This is a genomic window from Streptococcus sp. Marseille-Q5855 (assembly GCF_946901985.1).
Taxonomy (GTDB): Bacteria; Bacillota; Bacilli; order Lactobacillales; family Streptococcaceae; genus Streptococcus.
In genome coordinates, this window is the sequence record NZ_CAMPPR010000002.1 from 194,774 (window position 1) to 219,083 (window position 24,310).

At 39.1% G+C, this 24,310-nt stretch carries 27 protein-coding genes; 17 read left to right on the forward strand and 10 right to left on the reverse strand.

Annotated elements, in window-relative coordinates; genetic code table 11:
• Nucleotides 1-7: 7 nt before the first annotated feature.
• Complete coding sequence (locus OC529_RS03440; protein ID WP_262081486.1) at nucleotides 8-265, forward strand: DUF3884 family protein; 258 nt, start codon at nucleotides 8-10, stop codon at nucleotides 263-265.
• A 284-nt stretch (nucleotides 266-549) separates the two neighbouring features.
• On the opposite strand, the gene OC529_RS03445 is transcribed toward OC529_RS03440, so the two are convergent.
• Nucleotides 550-1,311 carry a DeoR/GlpR family DNA-binding transcription regulator gene (locus OC529_RS03445; protein ID WP_000917603.1) on the reverse strand — a complete coding sequence of 254 codons (762 nt, stop codon included), beginning with the start codon at nucleotides 1,309-1,311 and terminating at the stop codon, nucleotides 550-552.
• 188 nt (nucleotides 1,312-1,499) lie between these two features.
• Here OC529_RS03445 and OC529_RS03450 point away from each other — a divergent pair, with 188 nt between their 5' ends.
• Entirely contained in the window at nucleotides 1,500-1,646 is a 147-nt protein-coding gene (locus OC529_RS03450) for a hypothetical protein (RefSeq protein ID WP_023933379.1), read from the forward strand.
• Here the strand turns inward: OC529_RS03450 and nrdF are convergent.
• From nrdF to nrdH, 3 genes are all read right to left on the reverse strand, one after another.
• A complete protein-coding gene (gene nrdF / locus OC529_RS03455; protein ID WP_164226196.1) occupies nucleotides 1,643-2,605 on the reverse strand; it encodes a class 1b ribonucleoside-diphosphate reductase subunit beta in 963 nt (320 codons plus the stop codon). The genes OC529_RS03450 and nrdF overlap by 4 nt on opposite strands.
• Before the next feature lie 193 nt (nucleotides 2,606-2,798).
• Nucleotides 2,799-4,958 (reverse strand): class 1b ribonucleoside-diphosphate reductase subunit alpha, encoded by a 2,160-nt coding sequence (gene nrdE / locus OC529_RS03460; RefSeq protein ID WP_164226195.1) that lies wholly within the window; start codon nucleotides 4,956-4,958, stop codon nucleotides 2,799-2,801.
• Between the two features lie 80 nt (nucleotides 4,959-5,038).
• The gene (gene nrdH, locus OC529_RS03465; protein ID WP_000259247.1) at nucleotides 5,039-5,257 is read right to left on the reverse strand and encodes a glutaredoxin-like protein NrdH; all 219 of its coding nucleotides are present in this window, start codon (nucleotides 5,255-5,257) and stop codon (nucleotides 5,039-5,041) included.
• Nucleotides 5,258-5,607: 350 nt separating this feature from the next.
• Here nrdH and OC529_RS03470 point away from each other — a divergent pair, with 350 nt between their 5' ends.
• The 4 genes from OC529_RS03470 (at nucleotide 5,608) to OC529_RS03485 (ending at nucleotide 8,835) form a co-directional block, all read left to right on the forward strand.
• Entirely contained in the window at nucleotides 5,608-5,871 is a 264-nt protein-coding gene (locus tag OC529_RS03470; RefSeq protein ID WP_000146947.1) for a phosphocarrier protein HPr, read from the forward strand.
• 5 nt (nucleotides 5,872-5,876) lie between these two features.
• Nucleotides 5,877-7,610: a phosphoenolpyruvate--protein phosphotransferase gene (gene ptsP / locus OC529_RS03475; protein WP_261083646.1), complete on the forward strand. Its 1,734-nt coding sequence runs from the start codon at nucleotides 5,877-5,879 to the stop codon at nucleotides 7,608-7,610.
• A 134-nt stretch (nucleotides 7,611-7,744) separates the two neighbouring features.
• Nucleotides 7,745-8,239: a YkgJ family cysteine cluster protein gene (locus tag OC529_RS03480; RefSeq protein WP_262081487.1), complete on the forward strand. Its 495-nt coding sequence runs from the start codon at nucleotides 7,745-7,747 to the stop codon at nucleotides 8,237-8,239.
• 56 nt (nucleotides 8,240-8,295) lie between these two features.
• A complete protein-coding gene (locus OC529_RS03485) occupies nucleotides 8,296-8,835 on the forward strand; it encodes a ClbS/DfsB family four-helix bundle protein (RefSeq protein WP_262081488.1) in 540 nt (179 codons plus the stop codon).
• 203 nt (nucleotides 8,836-9,038) lie between these two features.
• Here the strand turns inward: OC529_RS03485 and dhaQ are convergent, their stop codons facing one another.
• On the reverse strand, nucleotides 9,039-10,028 hold the full coding sequence (dhaQ, locus tag OC529_RS03490; protein ID WP_262081489.1) for a DhaKLM operon coactivator DhaQ: 990 nt from the start codon (nucleotides 10,026-10,028) through the stop codon (nucleotides 9,039-9,041).
• A complete protein-coding gene (dhaS, locus tag OC529_RS03495; RefSeq protein ID WP_000168609.1) occupies nucleotides 10,025-10,555 on the reverse strand; it encodes a dihydroxyacetone kinase transcriptional activator DhaS in 531 nt (176 codons plus the stop codon). The genes dhaQ and dhaS overlap by 4 nt, the downstream gene beginning before the upstream one ends.
• A 153-nt stretch (nucleotides 10,556-10,708) precedes the next feature.
• Here dhaS and dhaK point away from each other — a divergent pair, with 153 nt between their 5' ends.
• The 11 genes from dhaK (at nucleotide 10,709) to pdrM (ending at nucleotide 19,295) form a co-directional block, all read left to right on the forward strand.
• Complete coding sequence (dhaK, locus tag OC529_RS03500; RefSeq protein ID WP_262078568.1) at nucleotides 10,709-11,698, forward strand: dihydroxyacetone kinase subunit DhaK; 990 nt, start codon at nucleotides 10,709-10,711, stop codon at nucleotides 11,696-11,698.
• Between the two features lie 20 nt (nucleotides 11,699-11,718).
• Complete coding sequence (gene dhaL, locus OC529_RS03505) at nucleotides 11,719-12,294, forward strand: dihydroxyacetone kinase subunit DhaL (protein WP_001100265.1); 576 nt, start codon at nucleotides 11,719-11,721, stop codon at nucleotides 12,292-12,294.
• A complete protein-coding gene (gene dhaM, locus OC529_RS03510; RefSeq protein WP_000534745.1) occupies nucleotides 12,294-12,668 on the forward strand; it encodes a dihydroxyacetone kinase phosphoryl donor subunit DhaM in 375 nt (124 codons plus the stop codon). The genes dhaL and dhaM overlap by 1 nt, the downstream gene beginning before the upstream one ends.
• Before the next feature lie 593 nt (nucleotides 12,669-13,261).
• Nucleotides 13,262-14,263 carry a hypothetical protein gene (locus tag OC529_RS03515; protein ID WP_173249760.1) on the forward strand — a complete coding sequence of 334 codons (1,002 nt, stop codon included), beginning with the start codon at nucleotides 13,262-13,264 and terminating at the stop codon, nucleotides 14,261-14,263.
• Nucleotides 14,260-14,457, forward strand: coding sequence for a hypothetical protein (locus OC529_RS03520; RefSeq protein WP_000658758.1), 198 nt, complete (start codon nucleotides 14,260-14,262; stop codon nucleotides 14,455-14,457). Before OC529_RS03515 ends, OC529_RS03520 begins: the two co-directional genes overlap by 4 nt.
• 38 nt (nucleotides 14,458-14,495) lie before the next feature.
• Entirely contained in the window at nucleotides 14,496-15,188 is a 693-nt protein-coding gene (locus OC529_RS03525; protein WP_262081490.1) for a YjjG family noncanonical pyrimidine nucleotidase, read from the forward strand.
• Between the two features lie 61 nt (nucleotides 15,189-15,249).
• Nucleotides 15,250-15,903, forward strand: a complete 654-nt coding sequence (locus tag OC529_RS03530; RefSeq protein ID WP_262081491.1) for a uracil-DNA glycosylase — start codon at nucleotides 15,250-15,252, stop codon at nucleotides 15,901-15,903.
• A 9-nt stretch (nucleotides 15,904-15,912) separates the two neighbouring features.
• The gene (locus OC529_RS03535; protein ID WP_001135768.1) at nucleotides 15,913-16,377 is read left to right on the forward strand and encodes an NUDIX hydrolase; all 465 of its coding nucleotides are present in this window, start codon (nucleotides 15,913-15,915) and stop codon (nucleotides 16,375-16,377) included.
• Between the two features lie 12 nt (nucleotides 16,378-16,389).
• Nucleotides 16,390-17,658: a dihydroorotase gene (locus OC529_RS03540; RefSeq protein ID WP_262081492.1), complete on the forward strand. Its 1,269-nt coding sequence runs from the start codon at nucleotides 16,390-16,392 to the stop codon at nucleotides 17,656-17,658.
• 13 nt (nucleotides 17,659-17,671) lie between these two features.
• On the forward strand, nucleotides 17,672-17,932 hold the full coding sequence (locus OC529_RS03545; RefSeq protein WP_001105920.1) for a hypothetical protein: 261 nt from the start codon (nucleotides 17,672-17,674) through the stop codon (nucleotides 17,930-17,932).
• A 10-nt stretch (nucleotides 17,933-17,942) separates the two neighbouring features.
• Nucleotides 17,943-19,295 carry a sodium-coupled multidrug efflux MATE transporter PdrM gene (gene pdrM / locus OC529_RS03550; protein WP_176139189.1) on the forward strand — a complete coding sequence of 451 codons (1,353 nt, stop codon included), beginning with the start codon at nucleotides 17,943-17,945 and terminating at the stop codon, nucleotides 19,293-19,295.
• 146 nt (nucleotides 19,296-19,441) lie between these two features.
• Here the strand turns inward: pdrM and xerS are convergent, their stop codons facing one another.
• The 4 genes from xerS to ylqF all read right to left on the reverse strand — a co-directional run bounded on the left by xerS (nucleotide 19,442) and on the right by ylqF (nucleotide 24,162).
• The gene (gene xerS, locus OC529_RS03555) at nucleotides 19,442-20,512 is read right to left on the reverse strand and encodes a tyrosine recombinase XerS (protein ID WP_262081493.1); all 1,071 of its coding nucleotides are present in this window, start codon (nucleotides 20,510-20,512) and stop codon (nucleotides 19,442-19,444) included.
• Between the two features lie 466 nt (nucleotides 20,513-20,978).
• The gene (locus OC529_RS03560; RefSeq protein ID WP_262081494.1) at nucleotides 20,979-22,529 is read right to left on the reverse strand and encodes a ClC family H(+)/Cl(-) exchange transporter; all 1,551 of its coding nucleotides are present in this window, start codon (nucleotides 22,527-22,529) and stop codon (nucleotides 20,979-20,981) included.
• Nucleotides 22,530-22,544: 15 nt separating this feature from the next.
• Nucleotides 22,545-23,324 (reverse strand): ribonuclease HII, encoded by a 780-nt coding sequence (locus OC529_RS03565; protein ID WP_262081495.1) that lies wholly within the window; start codon nucleotides 23,322-23,324, stop codon nucleotides 22,545-22,547.
• A complete protein-coding gene (gene ylqF, locus OC529_RS03570; protein ID WP_262081496.1) occupies nucleotides 23,311-24,162 on the reverse strand; it encodes a ribosome biogenesis GTPase YlqF in 852 nt (283 codons plus the stop codon). Before ylqF ends, OC529_RS03565 begins: the two co-directional genes overlap by 14 nt.
• Between the last annotated feature and the right edge of the window lie 148 nt (nucleotides 24,163-24,310).

Sequence of the window (24,310 nt, forward strand, 5' to 3'; positions counted from 1 at the left end):
CAAAAAGATGTTCAAAGATTTTATCCAATCTATTTATGAAAAAGTTTATATTATCAACTTTGAAAAATGCTCTCAAATACCGTGTTTGACAAATGAAGAATTGAAAAGTCTTGGAAAATGGTATGTCTCGACTGGTAAAGAATGGATTTGTCATTCAGATTATGAGCTGGAAGAATTTAAAAATTTATTTTTAAATTTTATCAATCCTGAAGAATGGGATAATATCTCCTTTGATTCAGATTTTATGCCGTTTCAACAATCGTAACCAATTTCCAAAAAAGTTAAATCTCGTATTTAGTACGCTGCAAAACTCTTATCTAATCACGTTGCTTATACTCAATGAAAATCAAAGAGCAACTTTAAACTAGGAAGCGAGTCGCAGGTTTCTCAATGCATAGCTTTGAGGTTGCAGATAAAGCAATTGGGCAAAAAGTCTTTAACGTAGAAAAACGCATAATATCAGGTGTTGAAAAACCTTGATACTATGCGTTTTATTGTGGGAAGATTTACTTCTGAAATTGAGTTTTTCCCACAGGATCTTTCAGTTTATTAAGGCTTGATGACTTTAGTAAGTTTAGATAGCTCAAAAAGGATTGAATCACTTAGTTTAGAATCTGAAACAATAGTATCAAGATTTGATACATTATAAAAAGTATAAAAATCAAACTTATTGAACTTACTATGATCTGCGAGCAAATATTTTTTATTAGAATTATTTAAAGCGATGCGTTGAGCCTCTCCCTCTTCCTCGCTAAAAGTAGCTAGAGCTCCGTTTTGAATACCATTACAGCTAACGAAAGCTTTGGAAAATTGGAGATTAGAGAGATTTTGTAGGGTCAATGTGCCAACAAAAGCACCTGTAATATCGCGATAATTTCCACCTATCAAAATCAAATCTGTTAATTTTCGTTCGCTTAAAATCAGAAAAACAGGTAGACTGTTGGTCACGACGCGGATATTGTCAATAGGCAATTCGCGCGCAAAAAATTCTAATGTTGTTCCTGGTCCAATGAAAATAGTTTCTCTTTCTTCTACTAGACTGCCTGCAAAACGGGCTATTTCTTGTTTTTCTGCCGTTTGGAGGGCTTGTTTTTCAATATTTGATCGCTCATTAGTCAAAAGGGAGTTGGTTCGAAGTTTTTCAGCTCCACCATGCACACGAATCAGTAAATCTTTATCAGCTAATTCCTGTAAATAGCGTCTTGCAGTCATATCTGAAACGGCTATTTCGTCCATAATCTGTTTAACCGTTATGGTTCCTTTACTATTTACTATCTCTAAAATTTTGGTTAATTTTTCTTGCTTGAGCATATTATCACCTCGTTTCCTACTACTATCTTACCATAAACTAGCTCATCATTCAAATACAAAAACAACAAAATAAAACAAAAACAAAAATATCGAGGTTTGTTTTCAAAACTTCGATATTTTATTAGATTATTATTTTGTTGTTTCAAGTTTACTTTTTGATAGTTAAGAGTGGTGGAGAATTATACTCAATGAAAATCAAAGAGCAAACTAGGAAGCTAGCCGTAGGTTGCTCAAAACACAGTTTTGAGGTTGTAGATAAGACTGACGAAGTCAGTGAGCATATCTACGGCAAGGCGAAGCTGACGTGGTTTGAAGAGATTTTCGAAGAGTATTAGTCCAAACCGTAGTTGTAGTCATCATCTTGCATGGCTTCAACTTCACCAAGGAGGTAACCATTTCCGACTTGAGAGAAGAAGTCGTGGTTAGATGTCCCTGTTGAAATACCGTTCATAACGATTGGGTTCACATCATCTGCTGAATCTGGGAAGAGTGGATCTTGTCCCAGGTTCATGAGAGCCTTGTTAGCATTGTAGCGAAGGAAGGTTTTGACTTCTTCCGTCCAACCAACACCGTCATAGAGGCTCTCTGTGTAGCCTTCTTCATTTTCATAAAGAGTATAGAGTAAGTCGTACATCCATTCTTTTAGCTTTTCTTGCTCTTCTTCAGGTAATTCATTGAAACCAAGTTGGAATTTGTAACCAATGTAGGTTCCGTGAACAGATTCATCACGAATAATCAATTTGATGATTTCCGCAACGTTGGCAAGTTTGTTGTTACCAAGGTAGTAGAGCGGTGTGAAGAAACCAGAGTAGAAGAGGAAGGTTTCAAGGAAGACGCTAGCCACTTTCTTTTCAAGTGGGCTACCGTTTAGGTAAATTTCGTTGACAATCTCAGCCTTCTTTTGTAGGTAAGGGTTGGTATTGGTCCATTCGAAAATTTCTTCGATCTCAGCCTTAGTATTCAAGGTAGAAAAGATTGAAGAGTAAGATTTAGCGTGAACAGATTCCATAAATTGGATGTTATTGAAAACAGCTTCCTCATGTGGTGTACGGATATCTGCGCGAAGGGCTTCAACCCCAGTTTCAGATTGCATAGTGTCGAGAAGGGTTAAACCACCAAAGACTTTTCCTACCAAGTCTTTTTCTACATTTGGTAGCTTTCTCCAGTCATCCAAGTCGTTTGACAAGGGAATACGTGTATCGAGCCAGAATTGCTCTGTCAGCTTTTCCCAAGTTGATTTGTCGATGACATCTTCGATGGCATTCCAGTTAATGGCTTTGTAGTAAGTTTCCATTTGAAATCTCTTTCTGTGTTTAGTATTGCGAACTCACAATTATCTTTATTTTATCATAATCCTAGAGGAGTATCGCACAAAAAGTCGGAAGCCCGACTTTTTGTTATTTCATAGTATAGATGCTTATTCTAGTTTAGTTTAGCAGGGTGAATGAATCACTTATCTGAGAAAATGTAGTTTCCTCAAGCAAAGATTAAATCACACAGCTTTCACATTGGTTAGCACCGACTTCTCCACCATCGTCTGTGAAAGTACGGACGTAGTAGATAGACTTGATACCCTTGTTAAAGGCATAGTTACGAAGGATAGACAAGTCACGTGTCGTTTGTTTGTTTTCTTTCTTCCATTCGTAAAGACCTTTTGGAATGTCACTACGCATAAAGAGTGTGAGTGAAAGTCCTTGGTCCACGTGCTCAGTCGCAGCAGCGTAAACATCAATCACTTTACGCATATCCATGTCGTAAGCAGAAGTGTAGTAAGGAATGGTTTCTGTTGACAAGCCAGCAGCAGGGTAGTATATTTTACCGATTTTCTTTTCTTGACGTTCTTCGATACGTTGTGTAATCGGGTGAATAGAAGCAGAAACGTCATTGATGTAACTGATAGAACCATTTGGCGCTACAGCAAGGCGGTTTTGGTGGTAAAGACCATCTGCTTGAACCTTGTCGCGCAGTTCAGCCCAGTCAGTAGCACTTGGGATAAAGACATCTTTGAAGAGTTCTTTAACACGGTCTGATTTTGGAACAAACTCGCCTGTAATATACTTGTTAAAGTAGCTTCCCTTAGCATAGTCTGATTTTTCAAAGTTGTGGAAGGTGATGCCACGTTCACGCGCGATATTGTTTGATTCTACCAAGGTCCAGTAGTTCATAAGCATGAAGTAGATGCTTGTAAATTCAACAGACTCAGGCGATCCATATTCAATCAGTTGTTGGGCAAGGTAGCTGTGAAGTCCCATGGCGCCGAGACCAAAGGTGTGGGCTTGGCTATTTCCATGATCGATGGTAGGAACAGCTACGATGTGTGAACTATCTGTAACGAAAGTAAGGGCACGAACCATAGCACGGATAGAACGACCAAAGTCAGGTGAAGTCATCATGTTAACCACGTTGGTTGAACCAAGGTTACATGAAACATCCGTTCCCATTTGAAGGAATTCTTGAGCATCGTTGATCAAGCTTGGTTCTTGGACTTGAAGAATCTCAGAACACAAGTTACTCATGATAATCTTTCCATCAACAGGATTTGCACGGTTAGCCGTATCAATATTGACTACATAAGGGTAGCCAGACTCTTGCTGTAATTTAGAGATTTCAGTTTCCAAATCACGCGCCTTGATTTTTGTCTTGCGAATATTTGGATTTGCGACCAATTCATCGTATTTTTCAGTAATGTCGATGTAGTTGAAAGGTACACCATACTCTTTTTCGACAGAGTAAGGGCTGAAGAGGTACATTTCTTCATTTTTACGCGCCAATTCGTAGAATTTATCTGGTACTACAACACCAAGTGATAGGGTTTTGACACGAACTTTTTCATCGGCATTTTCTTTCTTAGTTGAAAGGAAGGCGATGATATCTGGGTGAAAGACATTGAGGTAAACAACACCGGCACCTTGACGTTGACCTAATTGGTTTGAGTAAGAGAAGCTATCTTCGAAAAGCTTCATAACAGGAACGACACCTGAAGCAGCTCCTTCATACCCCTTGATAGGAGCTCCAGCTTCACGAAGGTTGCTGAGGGTAATTCCCACACCACCACCAATACGTGAAAGTTGAAGAGCTGAGTTGATAGAACGTCCGATAGAGTTCATATCATCTGTCACTTGGATTAGGAAACAAGATACCAACTCCCCACGACGAGCACGTCCAGCATTCAAGAAGGAAGGAGTAGCAGGTTGGTAGCGTTGGTGGATGATTTCATTGGCAATATCGATTGCAACAGATTCATTGCCATCAGCGAAATAAAGGGCGTTAAAGAAGACACGGTCTTCCATACTTTCAAGATAATATTCACCGTCGTTAGTCTTTAAGGCATATTGATTGTAAAATTTATAAGCTGCCATGAATGACTTGAATTGGAAGTTTTGGTCTTTGATAAATTGAGCCAATTCTTCCAAGAACTCTGGACGGTATTTCTTGATAAAAGCTGTTTCGATGTAGTTGTGTTCAATGAGGTAGTTGATTTTATCAGTAATTGAATCAAAAACCATAGTGTTTGGAACGACATTTTCGTTAAAGAAGGCATCCAAGGCTTCCTTATCTTTATGAAGCATGATTTGTCCATTAACAGGACGGTTGATTTCGTTATTGAGACGGAAGTAAGTCACGTCCTCAAGATGTTTTAATCCCATAAAATTTCCCTTATCTAATTACAAAAGAAAGGCCTCTAAGTTCGCCCTAGAAGCAGTTTCTTCTGGATGATGTACTAAGATTATGCTAATTGTTTCAGTTTTCCTGGTTGGAAACCTGAAAAGACTTCAGTTGGTGTTTGGATAACAGGAGCTGCGCTAAAACCGAGCTCTTTAACTTGATCGATATACTCAGGTTGCTCATCAAGATTGATTTCACGATAAGAGACATTATTACTGTCCAAGAAACGCTTGGTCATTTTACATTGGACACAATTGTTTTTAGAATAAACGGTTACCATTGTGTAACTCCTCTTCAAAATTTAATACTATCTTAGTATATCAGAAAATAAAATTTTGTCAATGATTTGAACTAAATATAGTGGTCAATTTTTCTACTTAAGCTCACAAAACACAATATGTAGTGTTTGTTTTATAAAACAGCAATGATTATCGTATAAATCGTTTTTAAAGAAACTATATCCTGTGTTTTGTTATCTAGGATAGAAGATTTTCAGCAAGTTATCTGAAAAGAAATTGAAGGAAAATCCAGAAAATGCTTGAAAAAAATCCTAGAAGATGGTATAATACCAAATTGTAAGGGTTATCACATATAACTCAAAAAAAGAAAGAACAAAAGGAGAGTCAAACTATGGCTTCTAAAGATTTCCACGTAGTGGCAGAAACAGGTATTCACGCACGTCCAGCAACATTGTTGGTACAAACTGCTAGCAAATTTGCTTCAGATATCACTCTTGAGTACAAAGGTAAATCAGTTAACCTTAAATCAATTATGGGTGTTATGAGTCTTGGTGTTGGCCAAGGTGCTGATGTAACTATCTCAGCTGAAGGTGCAGATGCAGATGACGCTATCGCTGCAATCTCAGAAACAATGGAAAAAGAAGGATTGGCATAAGGGAAATGACAGAAATGCTTAAAGGAATCGCAGCATCTGACGGTGTTGCAGTTGCAAAAGCATATCTACTCGTTCAACCGGATTTGTCATTCGAGACTATTTCAGTCGAAGATACAAACGCAGAAGAGGCTCGTTTGGATGTTGCTCTTGAAGCTTCTCAAAACGAGCTTTCTCTTATCCGCGAGAAAGCTGTAGGTACGCTTGGTGAAGAAGCAGCTCAAGTTTTTGACGCTCATTTGATGGTTCTTTCTGACCCAGAATTGATTGGTCAGATTAAAGAAACAATTCGTGCTAAGAAAGTCAATGCAGAAGCAGGTCTTAAAGAAGTGACTGACATGTTCATCACTATCTTTGAAGGCATGGAAGACAACCCATACATGCAAGAACGTGCAGCGGATATCCGCGACGTGACAAAACGTGTATTGGCAAACCTTCTTGGTAAGAAATTGCCAAACCCAGCTTCTATCAATGAAGAAGTAATCGTGATTGCACATGACTTGACACCATCTGATACAGCTCAATTGGACAAAAACTTTGTAAAAGCTTTTGTAACAAACATCGGTGGACGTACAAGCCACTCAGCTATCATGGCACGTACACTTGAAATTGCAGCTGTATTGGGAACAAATAACATCACTGAAGTAGTGAAAGACGGTGATATCCTTGCCGTTAACGGAATTACTGGTGAAGTGATTATCAACCCAACAGATGAACAAGCGGCAGAATTTAAAGCAGCTGGTGAAGCTTATGCTAAACAAAAAGCTGAATGGGCACTTTTGAAAGATGCTCAAACAGTGACTGCTGACGGTAAACACTTCGAGTTGGCCGCTAATATCGGTACTCCAAAAGACGTTGAAGGTGTTAACAACAACGGTGCAGAAGCTGTTGGACTTTACCGTACAGAGTTCTTGTATATGGATTCTCAAGACTTCCCAACAGAAGACGAGCAGTATGAAGCATACAAAGCTGTTCTTGAAGGAATGAATGGTAAACCAGTAGTTGTTCGTACAATGGATATTGGTGGAGATAAGGAACTTCCTTACTTTGATATGCCACATGAAATGAACCCATTCCTTGGATTCCGTGCTCTTCGTATCTCTATTTCTGAAACTGGAGATGCAATGTTCCGCACGCAAATCCGTGCTCTTCTTCGTGCTTCTGTTCATGGTCAATTGCGTATCATGTTCCCAATGGTTGCGCTTTTGAAAGAATTCCGTGCAGCTAAAGCAGTTTATGAAGAAGAAAAAGCAAACCTTCTTGCAGAAGGTGTTGCAGTTGCGGATGACATCCAAGTTGGTATCATGATTGAAATTCCTGCAGCAGCGATGCTTGCAGACCAATTTGCTAAAGAAGTAGACTTCTTCTCAATTGGTACAAACGACTTGATCCAATACACAATGGCAGCAGACCGTATGAACGAGCAAGTTTCATACCTTTACCAACCATATAACCCATCAATCCTTCGCTTGATCAACAACGTTATCAAGGCAGCTCACGCTGAAGGTAAATGGGCTGGTATGTGTGGTGAGATGGCTGGTGACCAAAAAGCTGTTCCACTTCTTGTCGGAATGGGCTTGGATGAATTCTCTATGTCAGCAACATCTGTCCTTCGTACACGTAGCTTGATGAAGAAATTGGATACTGCTAAGATGGAAGAGTACGCTAACCGTGCCCTTACAGAGTGTTCAACAATGGAAGAAGTTCTTGAACTTCAAAAAGAATACGTTAACTTCGATTAATGTCATTAACCTTGTAACCTAGTTGCAAGGTTTTTTTGACGCATTTTGGAAAAGTATAGTCTTATAAAGTACACTTTTAAATGCTCCAGAGGCATGGTATAATAGGGGGAAGTAAATAGAATAAGAGAGAAACCATGTCTAAAGAAATTGATATTGAGTACTACCACCAGCTAGCCTTACAAAAGCAGAAGGAGCATCGAAAAGTTTTAGCAAATTTAAAGAAAAAGCCACCAAAAAATCTAGATAAGATAGCCCAGCAGATTCACGAGGAAGTCTTTGCGGAGATTGATTGTACGGCCTGTGCCAACTGTTGCAAGACATTGGGGCCTGACTTTAAAGAAGCGGATATTACACGAATCGCCAAGTATTTTAAGATGAAATTACCTGCTTTTGAAGTGGAGTTTCTGCAGGTAGATGAAGATGGCGATAAGGTTTTTAAATCCATGCCTTGTCCCTTTCTAGGAGGAGATAATCTTTGTTCCATCTATGATGTTCGTCCCAAGGCCTGCCGAGAGTTCCCCCACACAGATCGCAAAAAGATCCATCAAATCAACCATTTGACGATTAAGAATACCTTGACCTGTCCAGCAGCCTATCTCTTTGTTGAGAAATTAAAGGATAAGTTATAGAGATTTTAAGAATAAAAAATTTCTAATAATAACTAACAATATGAAGGGAGAACTCTGTGCCTAGACCGAAAACAAAAGAGGAGCTAGTGCTGGCCTCTAAGGAAAACTATGAAAAGCTCAATCGTTTCATCTCCCAACTAAGTGAAGATGAGATACAGACTCCATTTGATTTTTCAAGAGACCCAAAGAAAAGGGAAGCTCACTGGAAAAGGGATAAAAATCTGCAGGATGTCTTGATCCATCTTTATGAATGGCAGCAGTTACTGTTGACTTGGGTACATTCTAATCAAAAAGGTCACGAAAGACCTTTTCTCCCTGAATCTTATAATTGGAAAACTTATGGACAAATGAATGTCGCTTTTTGGAAGAAGCACCAGAAAACGTCCTTAGAAGAAGCGACTAGACTCCTAGAACAATCACATAGAGAGGTTTTAGAGTTGATAGAAGTTTTTAGCAACGACGAACTCTTTACCAAAGGTGTCTATAAGTGGACGGGAGGAACAAGTCTAGGTTCCTACTTTGTCAGTAGCACGTCAAGCCACTATGATTGGGCTCTGAAAAAACTCAAAGCTCACCAGAAGAATTGTAAGGGATAGATGGCCTATTTGAAATAGAAAGAATGAGTTCTTTTAAACGTAATACTCTTCGAAAATCAAATTCAAACTGCGTCAACGTCGCCTTGCCGTACTCAAGTACAGCCTGCGGCTAGTTTCCTAGTTTGCTTTTTGATTTTCATTGAGTATAAGATAAAAACAAAGGGCCATCAAGTGATGTAGCCCTTTTGAGTTATACAAGCAAATTACCATGCAAAAGCTGTCGTTGGAGCATTGAGCGCTTCTAACCACTGTTTATTTTTTACGGGGCAAAGAGTTACGGATATACCTGCCATATCTAGACTGGTCATAAATGTTCCTGATTTTATAAAGGTAATAGTGACTCCTTCAATTTCTAAGAGTTGAAGGAGATCATTGATAAATATGCCCATTTCTAAGTTGCTGGTAGTGCCTAGATTATTTACAAGCAATATAAATTGATCACCCTTTTTCCAATGATAGTGCAATCTTAATTTACTTATAATTTCATTTGCAAGGATTTCCGATGATTGGAATGGGACGATACGATAGCCTTCTTCGCCATGTATCCCAATACCATAAGAAATATTTCCTTCTTCCAAGTTAAATAGTGGAAGGGTGGTTTGAGGGAGACTAGCCGATTTCGTTGCAAAGCCAATTGTTGCGATTTCGGGAGCAAGTTCATGACCTAAATCAGTTAGTTGCTCTATTTCGGCACCATTTTGAGCTGCATATCCTAGGATTTTATGAAGTAAAATAGTCCCTGCAAGCCCCCTTCCTCTAATTTGAAATCTATTGTGAGCTTCAATAGAAATATCGTCGTGTGCTAGACTATAGCCGACTTTAATTCCTTCTTGTCTAGCGGTGTTAATGGCCCAGCTAAATTCTTTGATGTCTGCTTCGAAATTTTTTACAATGATGAAGACACCGTGACCATTGTTTAAAAAACGAATGGACTCTAAGATTTCAGTTCTTGTAGGTGGAGTAAATAATTGGCCATAGATAGCAGCAGTAAGCATTCCTTCTCCCACATATCCAATATGCGCAGGTTCGTGACCGGAACCTCCACCCGACAAGATTGGAACCTGATGAGGATTTCGATTTTTTTGATAGACTAATGGTAAAGTAGGGTGTTTTTCTAATTCGGGATGACTGCTAACAGTTGCTGAAATGTAACTTGAAATAATTTTCTGTTTATGATTTGAAATAAATGTCATTGTGGTCTCTTTCCAATAATTGTCATGATTAGAAAGTCTGGTTGTGGAACTGGACTTTTTTTATTGACGTAAGCCTTCACGATTTCTGCTAGAGCATGTGAATGATAGTCTAACAAAAAACAAGTATAAGCAGATGAATCGATATCAATCTGACCGTATTCTCTTAAAATTTTTGATACAAGCAAGCGACAGTAGCTGATAAAGTGGTCATAGAAGTTATTTTGCCCTTGAATATCAAAAAGTTGAATATAAAAGTCACGCTCTTGTTCGAAATAAAAAAATAATTCTTGTAATAGTTTTTGGCCTGAAATGAAGTCCAAGTTATTGGTAATATACTCGGTTAAGTCAGTTTCAAATATCCAGTCTAGCAGTTCATATTTGTCAAGAAAGTGATTATAAAAGGTCTGTCTACGAATGCCAGCTGATTCCATGATATCTACAATAGAGATTTTGTCAAATTCTCTAGTAGCTAATAGGTCTCTAAATGCCTTGGCAATCCGTTTTTTTGTAATGAGTGATGATGCCATAGGAAACCTTTCTTTTACTTACTTCATTTTACCAAAAAAATGTTTTAAACGGGTTTAAAAGGGGACAAATAATAGAATCTGTCCCTTATCAGCCAGCGATAAAAAATATATAATGAAAACGAAAACAAAGGTAGATGCCGAAAGGAGTTTCTCATGAAAAAAATTATAAATGAACCGACACAAGTTGTTGATGAAATGTTGCAGGGATTGTCATTCATGCATGATGACTTGGTAGAACGCTTAGATGGTTTTGATGTCATCGTTAGAAAGGCAGAAAAGACAGGAAAAGTTGGACTTATTTCAGGTGGAGGTTCAGGACATGAACCAAGTCATGCTGGATTTGTAGGAGATGGAATGTTGTCTGCTGCCATTTGTGGAGCAGTCTTCACTTCACCTACTCCAGACCAAATTTTAGAAGCCATTAAGGCGGCTGATGAAGGTGCTGGAGTTTTCATGGTCATCAAAAACTATTCTGGTGACATTATGAACTTTGAAATTGCACAAGAACTTGCTGAAATGGAAGGTGTTGATGTAGCAAGCGTTGTGGTTGATGATGATATCGCTGTTGAAAATAGTCTCTATACCCAAGGTCGTCGAGGTGTTGCAGGTACTATTTTAGTCCATAAAATTTTAGGTGATGCGGCCCGTTCTGGTAAATCATTGGCTGAAATGAAGGACTTGGCCGATAAACTTGTCTTAGAAATTAAAACAATTGGATTAGCTCTATCTGGCGCTACTGTTCCAGAAGTTGGGAAACCAGGATTTGTTCTAGAAGATGATGAATTTGAATATGGAGTTGGTATTCACGGTGAGCCAGGATATAAAAAAGAGAAGATGCAGCCTTCAGCACTATTGGCCTCAGAATTGGTTGAAAAATTATCTGAAGGTTTCCAACTTAAGGCTGGTGAACGCTATGGGCTTCTCATCAATGGTTTAGGAAGCACTCCGCTTATGGAACAATATGTTTTCGCAAATGATGTGGCTAAATTACTTCATGAAAAAGATGTTCAGTTGGCGTTTAAGAAAATTGGAAACTATATGACCTCAATTGATATGGCTGGCTTGTCATTAACATTGATTCGATTGGCAGATGATGAGTGGTTGGATGCTCTAAATGCACCTGTTACTACCCCAGCTTGGTAAACTCAAGGAGGAAATGTCGCATGAATGTTGAACAAGCTCTTGAATGGATGAAGCTTTTTAATGAAAAGATTCAAGAACAGAAAGATTACCTTAGTGAGTTAGACACTCCTATAGGAGATGGAGACCACGGTGGAAATATGGCGCGTGGCATGGCTGCAGTTATGGAGAACTTAGAAGGAAAGCAATTTGAAACAAGCAGTGATGTGTTTAAACTTGTCTCAATGCAACTACTGAGTAAGGTAGGCGGTGCTTCTGGTCCTCTGTATGGCTCTGCTTTTATGGGCATGGCCAAGGCTGATTCTAATTCGAAAATAGAGGAAATCTTACAAAGCGGTTTGGATATGATTGTCAAACGTGGGAAAGCAGAAGTTGGAGAAAAGACAATGGTTGATGTTTGGGCTCCTGTTATTGCTGCCTTGTCTGCTGGCCAATTGACTCAAGAGGTTATTGATAAGGTAGTGAATGCTACCAAAGATTTACTTGCAACTAAAGGAAGGGCATCTTATGTAGGAGAACGTTCTCTTGGACATATTGATCCTGGATCATTCTCATCAGGATTACTCTTTACTGCTCTTTTAGAAACTGGGGTGTTTTAATGGGAAGTATTGGTCTTGTTATCGTTTCACATTCCAAAAACATTGCACAAGGTGTCGTTGAACTGATTAGTGAAGTAGCTAAAGAGGTCCCGATTACTTATGTAGGAGGAACCGAAGATGGAGGAATTGGAACAAGTTTTGATCAAGTAGATAGGGTTGTTTCCGAAAATCCAGCAGATACTTTATTAGCCTTTTTTGACCTAGGTTCTGCTAAAATGAACTTAGAAATGGTGGCTGATTTCAGTGATAAAAGTATCATGATAAATAGGGTTCCAATTGTAGAAGGTGCCTATACTGCAGCTGCTCTTCTTCAGGCTGGTGCAGAACTGTCAGTTATTCACACACAGTTGTCGGAGCTTGAAATCAATAAATAAGGAATCTTACTATAACTCTTTTTATAGGTGGGCTATTGATTATCTCAACTATCAAAGTTTAATACTCAATGAAAATTAAAGAGCAAACTAGGAAGCTAGCCGCAGGCTGTACTTGAGTACAGCAAGGTGAAGCTGACGTGGTTTGAATTTGATTTTCGAAGAGTATAAGTAAATGATTTCAAAATCAGAAAAGGATTGCTTGGGCAGTTCCTTTTTGTTTAAAAGGAGTAGAATTATAGTGTTTCTAAATTGTTCATCATTCAAAACTGATTGTGATAGGACTATTCTAGCTTTAGAATCCTTCAAAAATTAAAATTTAAGGCAATCAATGGCTTAGAAGAGTGCCAAAACATTTAGTTTATAGGAATTCTAGGCATAGGATTGCATAGATATTTATGAAGTTGAGTTATTCGATAGTTAGGATTGTTCTATTCTGAACGATTTGGGCTGTCAATTGTATAGGATAGTGTTATTCTATGTTAGATTCCAGTAAAAATGATTGGATAAATAATATTAAAGAAAAATCAAAATCATAATTTTGTTTAATATGGTATAATATTTCTAATAATTTAAATATAATGAGGTAGTAATTTATGGATGAAGTTTTATTTTTTGGAGAAGATGACTTCGATATTCTTGATATTGATGGTTATGAACTAAAACCCTCATCGTTTTTTAATAAGTTACCAGAAATAGCCAAACCATTAGTCAAAAATGCAAATAAAATCTTATCTGAAGTAGAAAAAATGTTATATTCTGCTCCAGCCTTTATCAATGTTGTCCAATCTAGTATACCTGAAGAGGTTTTTCAGGCAATTCTTTCTCCAGAACAACGGGAACAAATTGCTCAAGGAGTGTTAAAATTAATGACCAAGAAAGATGGCTCTCTTTTGGCGGTATTAGTAGATACTAATACTAATAAAGTCGTTGGAAATGTACCATTGAAATCTGTTAAGTTGGCACCAGAATTAAATAAAGCGCTAGCCGATTATTCGTCACAAATTCAAATGGCTCAGATTGCAGAGGAGATTCAGAATGTACAATATGCTATCGAGGACGTCAGAAAAGGACAGGAGTCAGATAGACTCGCAATAGCCTATAGTTGTCAACAGAAACTCTTGCAAGCTAGAGAGATATCAGATTCAAACATTAGAACAATGATGTTACTGCAAGTTATTTCAGATGCAGAAGATAGTAGAAATCTCTTAATGCTTAGTCAAAAATCAAATGTAAATTTTATCAAAGAACAACCAGATTCTACTTGGGGTAAGTTATTAAAAGGGGATAAACCAGATAAAATTGAAGCTCGTATGAATGAGATTAGAGATGGATTAGCAGCTGTAAATATCGTTTCACTATCAGCAGCAATAGCTTATAATGAGTTGGGCGAGAAAAAAGCTGCTCAAAAAAGTTTGGATTACTTTGGGAAATTTATTAACGAAACTTATCTCAGTTCTCAGAAATTAGTAGAGAGACTTGATTTACTTGATCCTTCGCCTACAAATTACTGGACAAAAGAATTGCCAAAAATTGAAACTTCGATAATGAAATTGCCAAATAAAACAGATTCTATTGAGACAGAGGTGCTAGAATGAAAGAAATAAAAAAATGCAAGACATGTACTAGGGATTTACCATCAAGTTATAAGCACAATAAGTGCGAATCGTGTAGAAACAAAAAAATAGATGAAGCAAAAAAGATACTTAAAGTTGTTGGACAAGTTGGAAGTGTGGTTACTCCAGTTGTAGTTGGTATGTTGATGAATAAAACTAAGAAAAAGAAGAAATAAACTAATCTATTAAATACCTAGAAAGGAAAACTCTCAAATTGTCCCACAAATTTCTACTTTTCGACCTTGACCACACTCTTCTTGATTTTGATGCTGCTGAGGATGTGGCTTTGACGCAACTCCTAAAAGAAGAAGGAGTTGCAGATATTCAGGCATACAAAGATTTTTACGTTCCCATGAACAAGGCTCTATGGAAGGACTTGGAGCAAAAGAAAATTAGTAAACAAGAGCTGGTTAACACGCGCTTTTCTCGTTTATTTGCTCATTTTGGACAGGAAAAAGACGGTAGTTTTCTAGCCCAGCGTTACCAATTTTACCTTGCCCAGCAGGGACAAACTTTTTCAGGCGCTCATGAACTCTTAGACAGCCTCATTGAGCGAGATTATGAGCTGTATGCTGCGACAAATGGAATTACTGCCATTCAGACAGGGCGTTTGGCTCAATCTGGTCTAGCACCTTATTTCAATCAGGTCTTTATCTCTGAACAGTTGCAAACACAAAAGCCTGATGCTCTCTTTTATGAAAAAATCGGTCAACAGATTGCAGGTTTTAGCAAAGAAAAGACGCTGATGATTGGAGATTCCCTAACCGCCGACATTCAAGGTGGCAATAATGCGGGGATTGATACTATCTGGTACAACCCTCATCACCTCGAAAATCACACACAAGCCCAGCCAACCTACGAAGTCTATTCCTTCCAAGACTTGCTGGATTGTTTAGATGAACTGTAAAAAGTGGTTTAGATAGCCACTTTTTGCTATAATAGAGGCAGTAAAAACGAAGGAGTCAGCTATGGAACACTCGTCTTGGCATGCTTTGATTAAGGCGCAATTACCTGAGGGTTATTTCGGTAAAATCAATCAGTTTATGAATCAGGTCTATGGTCAGGGGACTGTTTATCCACCCAAGGAAAAGGTTTTTCAGACTCTCTTGACCACACCCCTAGAAGACGTTAAGGTGGTGATTCTAGGGCAAGACCCCTATCACGGGCCAGGTCAAGCTCAGGGTTTAAGTTTTTCTGTACCTGACTCTATCCCAGCTCCACCATCCTTGCAAAATATCTTGAAAGAATTGTCAGATGATATCGGGGTCAAGAAGTCCCACGATTTGACAGCTTGGGCTGTGCAAGGAGTCTTGCTTCTTAATGCTTGTTTGACAGTTCCTGCTGGACAGGCCAATGGTCATGCTGGTCAGATATGGGAGCCTTTTACGGATGCTGTGATTCAGGTGGTCAATCAACTAGATAGACCAGTCGTTTTTGTACTCTGGGGATCTTATGCACGCAAGAAGAAGGCCTTAGTTACCAATCCTCATCACTTGATTATCGAATCAGCCCATCCCAGTCCTTTGTCGGTTTATAGAGGATTTTGGGGTTCCAAGCCTTTTTCCAAGGCCAATGCATTCTTAAAAGAGACAGGACAAGAGCCAATCGATTGGCTTAGATAAGGAGAAAATATGCCTCAGTTAGCGACAATTTGTTACATTGATAACGGGAAGGAACTGCTCATGCTCCACCGTAATAAGAAACCTAATGATGTCCATGAAGGGAAATGGATTGGTGTGGGTGGTAAGCTAGAGCGAGGTGAGACTCCTCAGGAATGCGCAGCGCGTGAAATCCTCGAGGAAACAGGGCTCAAAGCCAAGCCAGTTCTAAAAGGTGTTATCACTTTTCCTGAATTTACGCCAGATTTAGACTGGTACACCTATGTTTTTAAAGTGACGGAGTTCGAGGGTGACTTGATTGACTGCAATGAAGGAACCTTAGAATGGGTTCCCTATGATGAGGTTTTGAGCAAGCCAACTTGGGAAGGTGACCATACCTTTGTTGAGTGGCTTTTAGAGGATAAACCCTTCTTTTCAGCTAAATTTGTTTATGATGGGGATAAATTGTTGGATACCCAAGTTGATTTCTATGAATAAAGGAGAAAGCAGATGCTACTAATCAAAAATGGTCGTGTAATGGATCCCAAGTCTGGTTTGGATCAAGTGTGTGATGTCTTAGTTCAAGATGGGAAAATTGTCAAAATTGCGCCTGAGATTAAAGAAGAAGGAGCAGAAATCATAGATGCTAGTGGTCTTGTGGTTGCTCCTGGTTTGGTCGATATTCATGTGCATTTCCGTGAACCTGGTCAGACCCACAAGGAGGATATCCATACTGGTGCCCTAGCAGCCGCCGCAGGTGGTTTTACAACGGTTGTCATGATGGCTAATACTAGTCCAACTATCTCGGATATAGAGACTTTGCAAGAAGTTCTCCAGTCAGCTGCCAAAGAGAAAATTAATGTCAAGACGGTTGCGACCGTTACTAAGAATTTTAATGGGCAAGATTTGACTGACTTTAAAGCACTCTTAGAAGCTGGTGCGGTTGGTTTCTCAGACGACGGTATCCCACTTGAAAGCAGTAAAGTTGTCAAGGAAGCCATGGAGGAAGCTAAAAAGCTTAATACCTTTATTAGTCTTCATGAGGAAGATCCAGGTTTGAATGGAATTCTTGGCTTTAACGAAAATATTGCTAAAGAACATTTCCATATCTGCGGTGCGACTGGGGTGGCTGAGTATGCTATGATGGCGCGTGATGTCATGATTGCCTATGCAACTAAGGCTCATGTCCATATTCAGCATTTGTCTAAGGAAGAAAGTGTTAAAGTAGTGGAGTTTGCTCAGGGGCTAGGTGCGCAAGTCACAGCAGAAGTAGCGCCACAGCATTTTTCTAAGACCGAAGCTCTCCTTTTGACACAAGGAAGCAATGCCAAGATGAATCCGCCGCTTCGTTTGGAATCAGACCGTCGTGCCGTGATTGAAGGTCTCAAGTCAGGTGTCATCACAGTTATTGCGACTGACCATGCGCCTCATCATGTAGATGAAAAAAATGTTGAGGATATTACCAAAGCGCCATCTGGTATGACTGGCTTAGAAACCTCTCTGTCTCTCGGATTGACTTATTTGGTCGAAGCTGGTGAGTTAAGCTTGATGGAATTACTCGAAAAGATGACATACAACCCAGCCAAGCTTTACAACTTTGAAGCAGGTTACTTGACTGAGAATGGTCCAGCGGACATCACTATTTTTGATGCTAAGGCTGACCGCCTTGTGGACTCCCATTTTGCTTCGAAAGCAGCTAATTCACCCTTTATCGGTGAAACCTTAAAAGGGCAGGTTAAATATACCATCTGTAAGGGACAAATCGTCTATCAAACTTGATAGGAGTTGGAATATGAATTATTTTCGAAAACGTAGGGAGAGAAAAGCAAAATCTAATAGCGGAATTTACTGTCCCGCATCTAATCGTTCTAAAATTCAATATGAAACTAAAGAAAAAGCTGACCATGCGGTTCAATATGATAATGGAGGTTTAGTTAGAAGCTATTATTGTCGTACATGTGCGTGTTGGCATACTACTTCAAAATCTAATAACCCTCCGCTAAGTTTGAAAAACTATGGTCTGAAACTCTTTGGTTTAGATAAATCAGAATAGAAAGAGAAGTATGTATAAGACAAAGTGTTTACGAGAGAAGTTAGTATTATTTTTAAAAATTTTCTTCCCAATCCTGATTTATCAATTTGCCAATTATTCTGCATCCTTTGTTGATACGACTATGACAGGTCAATACAATACCATGGACTTGGCTGGTGTGTCTATGGCAACCAGTATCTGGAATCCTTTCTTTACATTCCTGACAGGGATTGTATCAGCCCTGGTGCCCATCATTGGTCACCACCTTGGTCGAGGCAAAAAGGAAGAAGTTGCGTCAGATTTTTACCAGTTCATCTATTTGGCCTTGGGCCTATCCGTTTTCTTACTGGGACTGGTAGTTTTCCTGGCACCACCCGTTTTAAATCATATCGGACTAGAAGCGCCAGTAGCAGCAGTAGCGGTTCGCTATCTTTGGTTTTTATCTATCGGAATTATCCCCTTGTTGCTCTTTAGTGTCATTCGTTCCTTGCTGGATTCGCTGGGCTTGACCAAACTTTCCATGTACCTCATGCTTTTGTTACTTCCTCTCAATAGTGGATTTAACTACCTCTTGATTTACGGGGCCTTTGGTGTTCCAGAACTGGGAGGTGCTGGTGCTGGTTTAGGAACTTCCTTGGCTTACTGGGTATTGCTGGGGATTTCTGTTCTGGTTTTATTTAAACAGGAGAAGCTCAAAGCCTTGCATTTTGAGAAACGCATTCCGCTTAATATGGATAAAATCAAGGAAGGAGTTCGCTTAGGTCTGCCTATTGGGGGAACTGTCTTTGCGGAAGTAGCTATCTTTTCCGTGGTTGGCTTGATTATGGCTAAGTTCTCATCCTTAATTATTGCTAGTCACCAGTCAGCCATGAACTTTTCAAGTCTCATGTACGCCTTTCCTATGAGTATCTCATCGGCTATGGCGATAGTCGTGTCTTATGAAGTGGGAGCCAAGCGATTTGATGATGCGAAAACCTATATTGGTCTAGGAAGAGGGACAGCCCTTATTTTTGCGGCCTTCACCTTATCTTTCCTTTACATTTTTAGGGGAAATGTGGCCAGTCTTTATGGGAACGACCCAGAATTTATCGATTTGACAGCACGTTTTTTGACTTATAGTCTTTTCTTCCAGTTAGCAGATACCTTTGCGGCACCGCTTCAGGGAATTTTACGAGGTTATAAGGATACCGTTATTCCTTTTTACCTTGGTTTGGTTGGTTATTGGGGCGTAACAATCCCAGTGGCTATGGTATTTGATTCCCTAACAGATTTTGGAGCTTATTCTTACTGGATCGGTTTGATTATTAGTCTAATCGTGAGCGGGGCTTTCTACCGTTGGCGTCTAACTGTGATTATGAAGAGATTTGAATCCAGAAAAGCTTGATTTTTAGAATTCATACAAGCAAAAATATAGAAACAATTGATATTCCACGCTACTTTACTGGTATCAGATATAAAGAAAAAGAAGTTGCTTATTTTTAGCAGCTTCTTTTCTTGACATATATTTTACATAAGTTATATTACGTAAAATTATAAACTATCCAAGGCATTCTTTTGTTCATCATTAACGATATGGGTATAGAGGTCAGTGACTTGTGTACTGGCGTGTCCTAGCTGGTGACTGACCAAAACTTGTGATTTAGTAGCATCATATAGCCTAGTTGCTAGCGTATGGCGCAGTTTATGGGGTGTTACACGGACTTTGAAGTCCTCAGAATACTTAGCAACCATTTTCTCAACGCTGGAAGCATCGATACGATTAGGAACTCCTCTGTAGAGAGTCAAAAAAAGGGCTGTATCTGTTTTTTCCGTCTTATAGCGTTGATTTCGAATGACCAGATAATTCTCTAAATAAGGCTTAGCAAAAGCAGCGACATTGACCGAGTCACGTTTGCCCCCTTTTCGAGTGACATCAATAACCATCATCTTGAGATTGAGATCTCTTAGATCCAGATTAACAGCTTCAGATAAGCGAACACCAGACGCCAAGAGAAGGGCAATAATGGCCAAATCACGTTCTTTATTTTTATTAAATGATGAAAGAGCTCGATTTGAGAGCTGTTGTGGGTAATCTTGGTCTATATAAGTCAGAAACCCTTCTGTTTCATCACCTAAAAAGAGTTTTTGCTTGATGTTTTCAGCTCTGGCAGCAAGGGTCTCTTTCTTTTTTTTGGTTGAAACTTTCTTCATTACATTACGATAAAAATAAGGTTCCCCCTGATCGTTTTCAACCTCCTCGGTCAGATACTTGTAAAGACTAGAAAGTGCTGACAAAGTCCGATTGATGGTTGTCTGAGAAACTCCTTGCTTGGTTGTATTAGCATTCAACAAAGGACGTTCACGTAGGTAAAGGATAAAGGATTCCATGTCTTTCTTTGACATATTTTCCAAGACAGATAAAGGAATATCGGACATTTTATCAGCATTTGAAATACCAGACTCCAAAACCCAGCTGAAAAATCGATCGTATTCCTTCAGATATTCGTATAAGGTTGTAAAACTGTAGGGAACAGCAAGCTTAGATTGGTAGTATTCCAGAACATACCAGGGCATGATTTGTTTTAGTTTGTCGATTCGTTCCAGTAAAATCTCACGTTTCATGTATTTTCTCCATAAATAAGTCTACTAGTAGTATAGCATAGACCTATATATTTCTCAAGAAAATTATAGTTTTTCGGAAAGATGTTATAGAGATTTTTAAAAAAGACTTAGACCTGAGTAAAACAGATCTAAGTCTTTGGAGTTTCTATTGAGAATCATTAGCTAGTGTTTTTTCTAGTTTCCAAATACTAAACCAGAATGAAATAGTCAACAGAATAAGGAAAATAATAAGGAGTTATGAGATACAAAATACATTGTATAATCGCTATCGTTTTCTTTTTCATGATTTTAATCTTACTGTACAGATTTGATACAGTAAACTCCTTTCTAGCTTTATGCTTTATCGTTCAATTATTTGTATGAGAAATATCTTATCTGTAAAAAATAACCGATCTCATTGCTGAGAATCGGTTATTTAAATAAATTAAGTTGATGTTTACATAACATAAATTATGTAACAATTATACTACAACAACAAATCTTTGACTTTCCCAATTTCGCTTTTTGGAATAACCAGGTGAATCATATCACCCAGATACATTCTGGTTGAGCCGTTAACTGTTTGGCTCTTTCCATTATGCACTTGAGTAGTGATGAGGACGTTGTGTGGTAAGTTGAGTTCATGAACTTGTTTTCCTGCTATTTTATCTGAAACAGGGATTTCAATGAGAGTGACTTCTCCTTCATCTGACGCTTCTTCAGGCAGCATTTTTTCTAACATAGCCTCATAGACTGGCGCACCCTTGAGTAGATCCATGATGATGTAGGCTACCAAGGTCACTAAACCAAGTGGCATGAGGTTGCGAATATCTCCTACCATCTCAGTTACGAGTATCATAGCAGTTAAGGGAGCCTTAGATATTGCTCCAAAATAGCCACTCATTCCTAGAATGACAAATATAGGGAATTGCTCTTGACTGACAAGTCCAAGATTGACACAGATAACACCAACTAGGGCACCAAGTAAGGAACCGAGAGCCAAAATAGGTAGGAAAATTCCTCCTGGAAGACCACTTCCATAACTAATCATGCTCCAGATAAAGCGAATTAAAAAGTAAGCTAATAGAACTTGAAAACTAAAATCTTGCTCAGTTAAGGAAAGAACCAGCTGATTTCCACCACCAAGGATTTGGGGGAAGAAGATTCCGACTGGTATGATGAGAATAAAGGCCAGAATTGGATAATAAGCTCTATCTAAACGCATTTTTTGACCAATCCAATCATAAATTCTACCGACATTGAGTACAGCTTTCTCATAGAGAAAACCGGAAAGACCCAGAAAAATTCCCATGAGGAGGTAAATCCAATACTGATCTAGGGTCATGAGTGGGATATTATCTGGCATATCCAGTACGGGTGTTAGACCAAATATGAGCAGAGAGACAAAGTTTGCTACGAGACTAGCTGCTAGAGTAGATACCCAGAAAAAGCGAGAAAAGTGATGATAGACTTCTTCTACGACAAAGAGAAGACCCGCTATTGGAGCATTAAAGGCAGCAGCTAATCCTGCTGCAGCCCCACTTGCAATCAGGGAACGTTCCTCTACTGGACTGGATTTGAGCCACTTGGCGATACCTTTACCACCAACAGCTCCAAGTTGAATACTTGGCCCTTCTCGACCTAACATAAGTCCACTAGCAATAGCAAGAATTCCTAGAATATATTTTTTCCAAAGAACGCCCCACCAGTTGAGGGTCATGAGACCTTTCAGTTCGGCTTCGACTTGCGGAATTCCTGAGCCTTTGATGTCTTTTTCAGAGCGTGTCAGTTTGGCACTGAGCCAGCAGATGATTAGATAAAACAGGGCAATAATAAATAAATTAACAAATAGGTACCCTTGATCTTGATAAAGTCCTTGTATCAGGTGGAAGCCCTTTTCAATTAAGAAACGAAAGGATCCGACGATGAGCCCTACGACGAGGCCGACAATGATTCCTCGACCAACTTGGGATAGTATAGTGCTGGATGCAAAGGCGAATTCTTTCTTAGAACGGACTATTTCCGACTGTTCCTCCATGGTATTTCCTTTCAATTAACTTTCTTTTTTACCTAAAACCAGTGATTTAATGGGTTCAAAGCTGGTTCGGTGAATTGGGGTAACTCCTAGTTTGTCAAGTCCTTCCAGGTGTTTAGCAGTTCCATATCCTGCATTAGTAGCGAAATCATAGCCAGGAAACTGCTGATCATATTCCTTCATCAATTCATCACGTGTCACCTTGGCTACTATAGAAGCTGCTGCGATCGAGAGGGAGCTGGCATCTCCTTTGATGATGGAGGTTTGTGAAATGGGCAATTCCAGTTTCATGGCATCTATCAGGAGGTGCTCAGGTTGAGGACTGAGCTGGGAGATTGCTTCTTGCATGGCTAGTTTGGTTGCTTCATAGATATTGACTTGGTCAATGACCTGATTATCCATGATACCAATACCGATTGACAAGGCTTGCTCCTGAACGGCTTGGAAAATCTCCAGATGTTTCTTTTTAGGAATTTTCTTGCTGTCGTTGAGACCTTTAATTTTACAATTTTGAGGTAAAACAACAGCTGCAGCGACTACAGGTCCAGCCAGAGGACCACGACCAACCTCGTCAACACCTGCTATCAAAGTCAATCCTTGCTTATACAGTTCTTTTTCGTAGGAAAGCATGGATTCCAAACGAAGATCCTCATCCAATTCTGCCTGAATAGCTTTTTTACGCTTGCTGATTTCCTTTTGAACTCCAGAGCGATTATCCTTTTCAAGCTCTAAAAAAACAGGGCTTTCTAACTCCTTGACCGTTTCAAGGAGTTCTTTGATTTCTTTAATCGTCGCCATCGAGGTCTTCCAATGTATCTAAGGTATAGTTACCGAGTTTGCCGTCACGGACTTCCTTCACGAAGAGACTGTAAAAGCGGTCATAGTCATCACGGAAACCGAGGGCACGAGTCATGTCCATAATAATAACAGGCGCTTCTTCTTCAATTTTCATTTGCTTGAAGCGTTCGACCAGCTTTTCTGGATAATGTTCTTTGAAATAATTGAGGCCAAAAATAGTTACCTCATCCATAGGAAGCAACTGGTCCTTAATAGCTCCAGTCAAGGCTAGTTTAAGAGCAACAGTTTCATCTTCAAACTTAGGCCAGAGAATCCCCGGCGTATCCAAGATTTCCAAGTCTTTATTTGTTTTGAGCCATTGTTGCCCCTTGGTAACACCAGGTTTGTTACCGACAACGGCAATCTTCTTACCAGCCAAACGGTTCATAAGAGTTGATTTACCAGCGTTTGGAATCCCGATAATCATGGTACGCAAGGTTTCAATCTGGATACCACGTTCTTTTTGACGAGCAATCTTATCAGCCATGAGCTTTTTGGCCGCATCTGTTACAACTTTTACAGTTACTTGCTCTTTGGAGTTGATAGCCAGAGTTTGGATTCCTTGTGATTCAAAATACTGACGCCATTCCTTGGTCATTGCTGGGTCGGACAAATCCGCCTTATTTAAAATCAAGAGTTTTGGTTTGTCACCAACAATCTTGGTCAACATAGGATTTTGACTAGATAAAGGTAATCGTGCATCCACCAAAATCGTCACAAAATCAACAAATTTTAAATTTTCCTGTACCTGTCGACGCGCTTTAGACATGTGACCAGGAAACCATTGAATAGTCGCCATTGAGTTTTTTCCTTTCGTAGCAAGGGTTTAGAGACCCTATTTTATTTTACTATCGTTTGAACATAAAGAGTTCTCAAATGAATGATGTTCAAACACTTCTTGTTTTATGACATAGAAATCTACTTTATATTATACCATGCCTTCTTTA